Raw genomic sequence first — 10,116 nt, forward strand, 5'->3', positions numbered from 1 at the left:
CCTGATAGTATGCGTTTTTGCTTTTAACAACTTTTTGCCCAGTCTCTTATTTTTCTATAATTTTATGGGCAATCAACTGGCGGTAACAAATTTGTTTATTGCTTTTAGCATCGTTGATAATCTGAAGAATCGTTTCAAATGATGTTTGACCAAGTTCTAGGCTATTGATATCGACATAGGCTGCCAAGTTGAGCTTGGGATTAACCGAGTCAAAGCTGAGAACAGGGACATTCAGCTGGTGTTTGGCAATATAGTTACAAACACCTTCAGCTAGGAGGCTATCGGTTGTGATGATAGCATCAATTTGTGGATCGTGCTTGAATAATCGCTTGCTAAATTTATAGCCCTTTTCTTCCAGAAACTCGTCGGCAAAGTAGATGCGATTGTTGTCAGTGATCAGTTTGTAATGCTTAAGCGCCTGTTCATAGCCTGTTAAACGGTCTTTGGTCACGAAGAGCTTTTTACTTCCTCCGATAAAGGCAATGCATTTGCAGCCTTTTTTGATGAAATATTCAGTCGCATCAAAACCAGCTTGAACATTGTCGTTGTCGACAAGTGGGATGAAAGGAGATAGAGATTTACCTAAAATAAGGAAGGGGAACTGTTCTTCTGCTACGAGTTTGACGAGGGGATCTTCTTCTTGGGCATAGAGAAAGATTAGCCCATCTACACGCTTGCCATAGACCATTTGTGAAATAGCGTTGAGACGCTCCTTTTCATCTTTTCCTGTTGCTATCTGAATGGCATAGTGGTTTTCAGATGCGACTTGAGAGATGCCACGTAGAACCGATGGAAAGAAAGGATTCTGGTAGAAGGCGTCTGAGTCATCAGGAAGAACCAAACCAATCACCTGAGTGTAGCTGCTTACCAAGCTACGAGCGTTGAGGTTGGGGTGGTAATTGAGCTCCTTCATAGCCTTGCGAACGCGTTTTTTTGTTTCGTCGCTAATGGTTGATTTATTTTGAATAACACGGGTTACGGTTGAAGGCGAAACACCAGCAGCCTTGGCCACGTCTTTAATCGTAACGGGCATAAAAATCTCCTATTTATGGTAATTTGGATCACGGAAATGTGTTTTATAAAAGATAGTGACCAGATACAGAACAAAAAGAATATTTTGTACAGTAATCAGGGTTGTCATATTTTGGCCAAATAATCCCAAAATAAGTGTAATCAGAGTCGGCAATCCTAAACAGTTCAAGATAAAATGGTAGCACTCTTTAAAGGTCCTAAATGAAAAGAGGCGTGATTTCTTAGTGATATAAAGGAGAAGACTAGCTCCTAGAGAGACGATAAAGAAATTCAAACCAAAGAGGAAGCTGGCACCGAGAACTAGGAAGAGACTGATATAGACACGATTCTGCTGGTACCAGTCTTTAGAAATTGCTTGGGTCAAGCTGTCTTTGATTTTGAAACTCTCAGTCTGAATGGCTCGGTAAGAGATGCGGGTCAGTTCCTTGCTTTCCTTGCTGATGACTAGCTCATTTGTATCGAAATGCAGTTGCAAGTCTTTAGGTAATTCCTTGCTTTGGCTTGGACCAATCACAAGAGAAGGGGCTTGATTGGCAGTTCCTGTATAAGTTAAGTTGCCATCGACAATTGTAGCATGTTCAGAGAGATCCTGGACAACCTCATCTGTCAGAGGTTCATAGACATTATCGATAAAAGTTTCTAGCGGATAGGTCTCCTGGGAGCTGTTTTGGATGGCAATGGGTACCATAGACAAGCTGATAAGGAAGATACTGGTAAAGAGTAGTTGAAACCAGTTGAGCCCGAAACGTTTGGACAGGGGCTTACGAAATCCCCAAATACTTGAAAAATAGGAAAATGGATATGGAAGCATGGGTATCTTTCTAAAAGGTGTTTTCTATATGAGTATTATATAGTTAAATTCGCTTTATTTCAAGTCTAGGAGAAAAATTGCTTGTTGTAAGGATATTATTTACAGTGACAATAGCTAATAGTCAATGAAAATCAAAGTACAAACTAGGAAGCTAGTCGCAGGTTGCTCAAAGCACAACTTTGAGGTTGCAGATGGAAGCTGACGTGGTTTGAAGAGATTTTCGAAGAGTATAAAATGAAAAAGGGTGGCGGGGATAAATTATCCCTTGTCGCCACCACTTGTAAGTCCTGAAACAAAGTTCTTTTGTAGGAAGAAGAAGAGAATACAGATTGGAAGGGCGATGAGGATAGCACCTGCTGAGAAGTAGGCAATCTTCATGTTTTTCGCATTGTTAACGAAGGTTTGGAGACCTACGGCAACAGTAAAGTATTCTTTCTCACGAAGCAAGAAACTAGAGAGGATGTAGTCCCCGAAAGGTCCCATGAAGGCCCAGAGAGCTTGTACGGCAACCATTGGGCGAACAAGTGGAAGAACAATTTGCCAGAAGCGGCGGAAGTGTCCTGCACCGTCTAGTTTTGCAGATTCGTCTAAAGACATTGGCACTGTATCGAAGTAGCCTTTCATGAGCCAAGTATTCATCGGGATACCACCACCAACGTAGAGGAAGATGAGGAACCAGCTGTGGTTAAGGGCGTTCAACATAAGCGCCATAACGAAGAAGGCTGTCAAAGCGGCCATAGTTGGCACCATTTGGATGATCAAGAAGAAGACCAAACTTTGTTTACGAGCCAAGAAGTTGTAACGGCTGTAGGCATAACCAGCAAGTACGATGATACTTGTTTGAACAGCCATGGTAATCAAGGCAATGATCAAGGTGTTGAGGTACCAAGTACCGTACAAGGTTTCAGTGAAGAGGCCTTGGAAGTTAGCAAAACTAAAGTCGACGTTGCTGTCTAGTTTAAAGGCTACTACGTTACCAGTCTTGAAGGCTGACATAATGGTAATCAAAAGTGGATAGATAATGACAATTGATAGACCAATCAGGTAAAGGTATGTAAGGCTTTGAGTCAGTCTACGTTTGAGTTTAATTGAGTTATTCATCTTAGACGTCCTCCATATCAAATGCGTGTAGTTTCTTGAATGCGATCATAGAGATTGAGATGACAATGATAGAGATAATCAAGGTGACAGCTGCCGCCATTGAGTATTGAGGAGATGTACCTGTTGTCAAACGGTAAATCCATGAAATCAAGATATCGGTTGAACCAGCTCCACCACCGACACTACCAGGTCCTCCAGCGTTGAAGAGGTACATGATAGAGAAGTTGTTAAAGTTGAAGGTGTATTGGCTAATCAAAGTAGGTGCCGCAACAGCCAAGATCATTGGGAAAGTGATGTTGCGGAATTTTTGCCAAGCATTGGCACCGTCAATATAAGCTGCTTCGTAAAGGTCGTTAGGAATAGATTGCAAGATACCCAAGGTCAGAACGTAGATGTATGGGAATCCAAGCCAACCTTGCATCATAATCAAGGCAATCTTAGTCCAAGTTGGGTCTGTTTTCCAGGGAATAAGAGCGCCATCAAGGAAAGGAAGGAATTTAGCCAAGATTGGCAATACTTGGGTGTTGATAGCTCCGACACTATCGTTAAACATGTTTGAGAATGTCAAGATAGTGATGAAGGCTGGGACAGCCCAAGGAAGAAGGAAAATAACACCAAAGATACGTTTTCCTTTGATAAATGGTTGGTTAGCAATGATAGCTGTGAAGATACCAATCACAATCTGTAAAGTTGAGGCTGCCAAAGCCCAGATGATGGTCCAAGAAAGAACAGAACCAAAGGCAGAACGGAAGGTACTCAAACTCCAGATATTACTAAAGTTTGTCAAACCAACCCAGTCCAACAATTTGTTTGGTGGTAAGTGTTGGAAGTCATAGTTGGTAAAGGCGATCATCAAGGTTACGATAACTGGGAAGATAATCGCGAAGGTCATGGCAACATAAGATGGAATAATCAAGAGATAAGGGAAACCATTTTCATAAATCCCTTTGATCATGTCTTTGAGGGTACGTGGAACTGGAATTCCATTGTTAATGCGTTTTGCAATCGTATATGCATCTTTGATATTTGAGAAATAAAAGAGTACATAAACGACTACAAAGATTAAATGGAAGGCACCACGAATCAGCATAAAGAGGGAATTATCACGACCGGGCTTGTCACCAAGAGTGATGAGATTGCTCAATTCAGGTGCTGCAAGTGCTAGGAAATAAAGGACAAATACGATGGTTACACCAAGGAAGATAAAACCTTTGGCTTTTTGTTTATTGTAAATCTGTCCTAACCCAGGAATGATAGACAGCAGGGCTGCTTTACTAGGTTGTTGCTTTTCCATAATAACTCCTTTCATAGGATACTACTTTTTTTATAAGAAAGCTAAATTATTTGTGTCTCTATTGATAAATTCAAAGGGGGATTTGAATTCCACCCCCCTTGAACAAATTTTTTATTCACCAAATTTTTGTTTGATTGTTTCTTTGATCAATGTTACAGCGTCGTTAGCAGCTGTTTTAGCATCTTTTTGACCACTTACAGTATCAAAGAGCATGTTAGCAGCTGGTTCCCAAACTGCAGACATTTGAGAGATGTTTGGAATTGGTTGAGCGTTCTTGAATTGTTTGATAACAGCTGTTGTCAACTCATCGTTTTTACCTTCAGCGTATGAACGAGCTTCAGTATTAGCTGGGATTTCGTTAGTTGCATCGTAGAAAGCTTTTTGTTGTTCAGTTGAAACAAGGAAGTCTACAAATTTCTGTGCGCCTTCAAGGTTCTTAGTACTTGAAGGAATGATCCAAGCTTTACCACCACCGAATGCAGCATATTCTTTTCCATTTGGAAGAGTTGGGATAGTCGCAACACCGTAGTTTACTTTAGCATCTTTGAGGGCTTGAGCTTTCCAAGGCCCATCAATGATAGCAGCTGTTTTACCTTCTTGGAATTGAGTTTGGATTAGGTTTCCAGCAGCTGTACCATCTTGCATACCTTTAGGCCATTTTTCGTACCAAGATTTAGCGTAGTTGATACCTGCGATAGAACCGTCGTTTGCAAGACCGATGTCTTTAGGGTCTTTACCGTTTTGTCCGAATACGTAAGCGCCGTTACCAGCAAGAAGTCCGTATGCATAGTAGAAGTTTGTCCAGTCAGCTAGGAAGGCAGAAGTTTTTCCATCTTCTCCAGCGAAGGCATATTTGCTATCTTTAGCAAGGTTTTCCAAGTCAGCAAATGTTTTGGGAGCGTCTTTTACCAAGTCTTTGTTGTAGTACATAACAAGTGACTCGATAACGGCAGGAGCACCGTAAACTTTACCGTCAGCAGCGGTTACAAGAGATTTAGTTGTATCTTCTGTTTTAGCACCATCGCTCAATTTCACTTCTGAAAGTTGTCCGTCAGAACCAAGGCTACCCACACGGTCGTATGGAGCCATCATAACGTCAGCAGCTTGACCAGATTGGTTGTCAAGAGAAAGTTTGTCAAGCCCACCAAGTTGGTCACCAGATTTGATGTTAACTGTTGTGCCTGATTGCTCTTTATAAGCTTTAGCAACTGTTTCAGCATAAGCTTTGTATTGGTCCTCAACGTAAAGAGTGATTTCTTTCGCTTCAGATGAACCAGACTCAGCAGGCTTATCAGCAGTTTTGCTTCCGCAAGCTACCAAGAGCAAGCTAGCAAGTGTAGCAGTTCCAAGCACCGCAGCGCTCTTCATGAATTTAGATGACATAGTGTATTCCTCCTAAAGAATAACAAGTTTTATTGATAAGGAAACGCAAACGTTTTCCTTTATGACCTTAGTATAGCACAAATAGAAAACGGTTGCAAGTGTTTTTGACAAAAATTTTAAAAAATTTTTAAGCTTGATTTGATAGCATGATTTTGCTTTTTAATAGAAGAAAAGTGTGAAATAGATAAGAATACAGTATTTTTAATAAAAAATAGATGTAATCTATCTAAAGAAGGAAATCAGGAGGGGCTACCTCCCTGTTTCTAATTCCTATCTATTTTCTATAGACCTTTGTGCCTCCTTGCATCTAAATTCAAGTTTTCTAGGGGAGGATTTGCAGTTTGTAGACGGATTCTGTGAGAGTCAAATTTTAGGATTAGATAGTTTTAATACTCTTCGAAAATCAAATTCAAACCGCGTTAACGTCGCCTTGCCGTACTCAAGTACAGCCTGCGGCTAGTTTCCTAGTTTGCTCTTTGATTTTCATTGAGTATAAGTTATCTTTGCTAAAATGGGTTAATCTCCTTAAAAATAATCAAAAAAGTTTTTTAAAAACGCTTGCAATTATGCTTGAAAAGGAGTATACTTATAAGTAGCGCAAACGTTTGCGTCTGCAAAAATACGCAACGTTCCATTAATTTTAACACATGAGGTGCTATTATGAAAAAACGTCAAAGTGGTGTGTTGATGCACATCTCTTCTCTTCCAGGAGCTTACGGAATCGGATCATTTGGTCAAAGTGCTTACGACTTCGTTGATTTCTTGGTTCGTACAAAACAACGTTACTGGCAAATCCTTCCATTAGGAACAACTAGTTACGGGGATTCTCCTTACCAATCTTTCTCAGCCTTCGCAGGAAACACTCATTTTATCGATTTAGATATCTTGATGGAGCAAGGTTTGTTGGAAGCCAGTGACCTTGAAGGAGTTGACTTTGGTAGCGATGCGTCTGAAGTTGACTATGCTAAAATCTACTATGCACGTCGTCCTCTTTTAGAAAAAGCTGTGAAACGTTTCTTTGAAGTCGGAGATGTTAAAGATTTTGAGAAATTTGCTCAAGATAACCAATCATGGCTTGAGCTCTTTGCTGAGTATATGGCTATCAAAGAGCATTTTGACAATCTTGCTTGGACAGAATGGCCAGATGCAGATGCTCGTGCTCGTAAAGCTTCATCACTTGAAAGCTACCGTGAGCAATTGGCAGACAAGTTGGTTTACCACCGTGTGACTCAATATTTCTTCTTCCAACAATGGTTGAAATTGAAAGCTTACGCTAACGACAACCACATCGAAATCGTTGGGGACATGCCAATCTACGTAGCAGAAGATTCAAGCGATATGTGGGCAAATCCACATCTCTTCAAGACAGATGTCAACGGTAAAGCAACTTGCATCGCAGGATGCCCGCCAGATGAGTTTTCTGCAACTGGTCAGCTTTGGGGTAACCCAATCTATGACTGGGAAGCAATGGATAAAGACGGTTACAAATGGTGGATTGAACGCTTGCGTGAAAGCTTCAAAATCTACGACATCGTTCGTATTGACCACTTCCGTGGTTTCGAATCTTACTGGGAAATCCCTGCTGGTTCTGATACAGCAGCACCTGGTGAGTGGGTGAAAGGTCCTGGCTACAAGCTTTTTGCAGCCGTTAAGGAAGAACTTGGTGAGCTAAACATCATCGCAGAAGACCTTGGCTTCATGACAGATGAAGTTATTGAGTTGCGTGAACGTACTGGCTTCCCAGGAATGAAGATTCTTCAATTTGCCTTCAACCCAGAAGACGAAAGCATTGATAGCCCACACTTGGCACCTGCTAACTCAGTTATGTACACAGGAACACACGATAACAATACGGTTCTTGGTTGGTACCGTAACGAGATTGATGATGCGACTCGTGAGTACATGGCTCGTTACACGAACCGTAAAGAATACGAAACAGTTCCACATGCTATGCTTCGTACAGTCTTTTCATCAGTTAGCTTCATGGCAATTGCAACTATGCAAGATTTGCTAGAATTGGATGAGGCGGCTCGTATGAACTTCCCATCTACCCTTGGTGGAAACTGGTCTTGGCGTATGACTGAAGAGCAATTGACACCAGCTGTTGAGGAAGGTTTGCTTGACTTAACAACAATCTATCGCCGAATAAATGAAAATTTGGTAGAATTAAAGAAATAATACAATATCAGGAGACATCTTAAACATGTTATCACTACAAGAATTTGTACAAAATCGTTACAATAAAACCATTGCAGAATGTAGCAATGAAGAGCTTTACCTTGCTCTTCTTAACTACAGCAAGCTTGCAAGTAGCCAAAAACCAGTTAACACTGGTAAGAAAAAAGTTTACTACATCTCAGCTGAGTTCTTGATTGGTAAACTCTTGTCAAACAACTTGATTAACCTTGGTCTTTACGACGATGTCAAAAAAGAACTTGCAGCTGCAGGTAAAGACTTGATCGAAGTTGAAGAAGTTGAATTGGAACCATCTCTTGGTAATGGTGGTTTGGGACGTTTGGCTGCCTGCTTTATCGACTCAATTGCGACTCTTGGTTTGAATGGTGACGGTGTTGGTCTGAACTACCACTTTGGTCTTTTCCAACAAGTTCTTAAAAACAACCAACAAGAAACAATTCCAAACGCATGGTTGACAGAGCAAAACTGGTTGGTTCGCTCAAGCCGTAGCTACCAAGTACCATTTGCAGACTTTACTTTGACATCAACTCTTTATGATATTGATGTTCCTGGTTACAAGACAGAAACGAAGAACCGCTTGCGTTTGTTTGACTTGGATTCAGTTGATTCTTCTATTATTAAAGATGGTATCGACTTTGACAAGACAGATATCGCTCGCAACTTGACTCTCTTCCTTTACCCAGATGATAGTGACCGTCAAGGTGAATTGCTCCGTATCTTCCAACAATACTTCATGGTTTCAAACGGTGCGCAATTGATCATCGACGAAGCAATCGAAAAAGGAAGCAACTTGCATGACCTTGCTGATTATGCCGTTGTACAAATCAACGATACTCACCCATCAATGGTGATCCCTGAATTGCTCCGTCTTTTGACTGCACGTGGTATCGAGCTTGACGAAGCAATCTCAATCGTTCGTAGCATGACTGCCTACACTAACCACACAATCCTTGCTGAAGCGCTTGAAAAATGGCCTCTTGAATTCTTGCAAGAAGTGGTTCCTCACTTGGTACCAATCATCGAAGAATTGGACCGTCGCGTGAAAGCAGAATACAAAGATCCAGCTGTTCAAATCATCGATGAGAGCGGACGTGTTCACATGGCTCATATGGATATCCACTACGGATACAGCGTTAACGGGGTTGCAGCACTTCACACTGAAATCTTGAAAAATTCTGAGTTGAAAGCCTTCTACGACCTTTACCCAGAAAAATTCAACAACAAAACAAACGGTATCACTTTCCGTCGTTGGCTTATGCATGCTAACCCAAGATTGTCTCACTACTTGGATGAGATTCTTGGAGATGGTTGGCACCATGAAGCAGATGAGCTTGAAAAACTCTTGTCTTATGAAGACAAAGCAGCTGTCAAAGAAAAATTGGAAAGCATCAAGGCTCACAACAAACGTAAATTGGCTCGTCACTTGAAAGAACACCAAGGTGTGGAAATCAATCCAAACTCTATCTTTGATATCCAAATCAAACGTCTTCACGAGTACAAACGACAACAAATGAACGCTTTGTACGTAATCCACAAATATCTTGACATCAAAGCTGGTAACATCCCTGCTCGCCCAATTACAATCTTCTTTGGTGGTAAAGCAGCTCCAGCCTACACAATCGCTCAAGACATTATCCACTTGATCCTTTGCATGTCAGAAGTGATTGCTAACGATCCAGCAGTAGCTCCACACTTGCAAGTAGTTATGGTTGAAAACTACAACGTTACTGCAGCAAGCTTCCTTATCCCAGCATGTGATATCTCAGAACAAATCTCACTTGCTTCTAAAGAAGCTTCAGGTACTGGTAACATGAAATTCATGTTGAACGGAGCTTTGACTCTTGGTACTATGGACGGAGCTAACGTGGAAATCGCTGAGTTGGTTGGCGACGAAAACATCTACATCTTTGGTGAAGATTCAGAAACTGTTATCGACCTTTACGCAAAAGCAGCTTACAAATCAAGCGAATTCTACGCTCGTAAAGCTATCAAACCATTGGTTGACTTCATCGTTAGCGATGCAGTTCTTGCAGCTGGAAACAAAGAGCGCTTGGAACGTCTTTACAATGAATTGATCAACAAAGACTGGTTCATGACTCTTCTTGACTTGGAAGACTATATCAAAGTCAAAGAGCAAATGCTTGCTGACTACGAAGACCGTGACGCATGGTTGGATAAAGTTATCGTTAACATTTCTAAAGCAGGATTCTTCTCATCTGACCGTACAATCGCTCAGTATAACGAAGATATCTGGCACTTGAACTAATACTCTTCGAAAATCTCTTCAAACCATGTCAGC

General features: G+C 41.1%; 7 protein-coding genes. 2 read left to right on the forward strand and 5 right to left on the reverse strand.

Annotation, left to right across the window (positions count from 1 at the left end):
* Positions 1 to 46: 46 nt before the first annotated feature.
* From HT715_RS09820 to HT715_RS09840, 5 genes are all read right to left on the reverse strand, one after another.
* Positions 47 to 1,033, reverse strand: a complete 987-nt coding sequence (locus tag HT715_RS09820) for a LacI family DNA-binding transcriptional regulator (protein WP_001145437.1) — start codon at positions 1,031 to 1,033, stop codon at positions 47 to 49.
* 9 nt (positions 1,034 to 1,042) lie between these two features.
* The gene (locus HT715_RS09825) at positions 1,043 to 1,843 is read right to left on the reverse strand and encodes a DUF1189 domain-containing protein (protein WP_000938253.1); all 801 of its coding nucleotides are present in this window, start codon (positions 1,841 to 1,843) and stop codon (positions 1,043 to 1,045) included.
* Between the two features lie 258 nt (positions 1,844 to 2,101).
* A complete protein-coding gene (locus HT715_RS09830) occupies positions 2,102 to 2,944 on the reverse strand; it encodes a sugar ABC transporter permease (protein WP_001065638.1) in 843 nt (280 codons plus the stop codon).
* Between the two features lies 1 nt (position 2,945).
* Positions 2,946 to 4,238, reverse strand: a complete 1,293-nt coding sequence (locus HT715_RS09835) for a sugar ABC transporter permease (protein WP_000414964.1) — start codon at positions 4,236 to 4,238, stop codon at positions 2,946 to 2,948.
* Between the two features lie 111 nt (positions 4,239 to 4,349).
* Positions 4,350 to 5,621 (reverse strand): extracellular solute-binding protein, encoded by a 1,272-nt coding sequence (locus HT715_RS09840; RefSeq protein ID WP_000095469.1) that lies wholly within the window; start codon positions 5,619 to 5,621, stop codon positions 4,350 to 4,352.
* Positions 5,622 to 6,281: 660 nt separating this feature from the next.
* Here HT715_RS09840 and malQ point away from each other — a divergent pair.
* Together malQ and glgP are read left to right on the forward strand one after the other, a co-directional pair.
* Complete coding sequence (malQ, locus tag HT715_RS09845; protein WP_000747298.1) at positions 6,282 to 7,799, forward strand: 4-alpha-glucanotransferase; 1,518 nt, start codon at positions 6,282 to 6,284, stop codon at positions 7,797 to 7,799.
* A 25-nt stretch (positions 7,800 to 7,824) separates the two neighbouring features.
* Entirely contained in the window at positions 7,825 to 10,083 is a 2,259-nt protein-coding gene (gene glgP / locus HT715_RS09850; RefSeq protein ID WP_172922935.1) for a glycogen/starch/alpha-glucan family phosphorylase, read from the forward strand.
* Positions 10,084 to 10,116: the final 33 nt, after the last annotated feature.

Origin of the sequence: Streptococcus sp. 4155 (assembly GCF_013276695.1) — a bacterium.
In the GTDB taxonomy this organism is placed as follows: domain Bacteria; phylum Bacillota; class Bacilli; order Lactobacillales; family Streptococcaceae; genus Streptococcus; species Streptococcus pseudopneumoniae.

Excerpts from the sequence above, each read along its gene's own strand:
- HT715_RS09840 (WP_000095469.1), bottom strand. The coding sequence starts at position 5,621 with ATGTCATCTAAATTCATGAAGAGCGCTGCGGTGCTTGGAACTGCTACA.
- HT715_RS09835 (WP_000414964.1), bottom strand. The coding sequence starts at position 4,238 with ATGGAAAAGCAACAACCTAGTAAAGCAGCCCTGCTGTCTATCATTCCT.
- glgP (WP_172922935.1), top strand. The coding sequence starts at position 7,825 with ATGTTATCACTACAAGAATTTGTACAAAATCGTTACAATAAAACCATT.
- HT715_RS09830 (WP_001065638.1), bottom strand. The coding sequence starts at position 2,944 with ATGAATAACTCAATTAAACTCAAACGTAGACTGACTCAAAGCCTTACA.
- HT715_RS09825 (WP_000938253.1), bottom strand. The coding sequence starts at position 1,843 with ATGCTTCCATATCCATTTTCCTATTTTTCAAGTATTTGGGGATTTCGT.
- malQ (WP_000747298.1), top strand. The coding sequence starts at position 6,282 with ATGAAAAAACGTCAAAGTGGTGTGTTGATGCACATCTCTTCTCTTCCA.
- HT715_RS09820 (WP_001145437.1), bottom strand. The coding sequence starts at position 1,033 with ATGCCCGTTACGATTAAAGACGTGGCCAAGGCTGCTGGTGTTTCGCCT.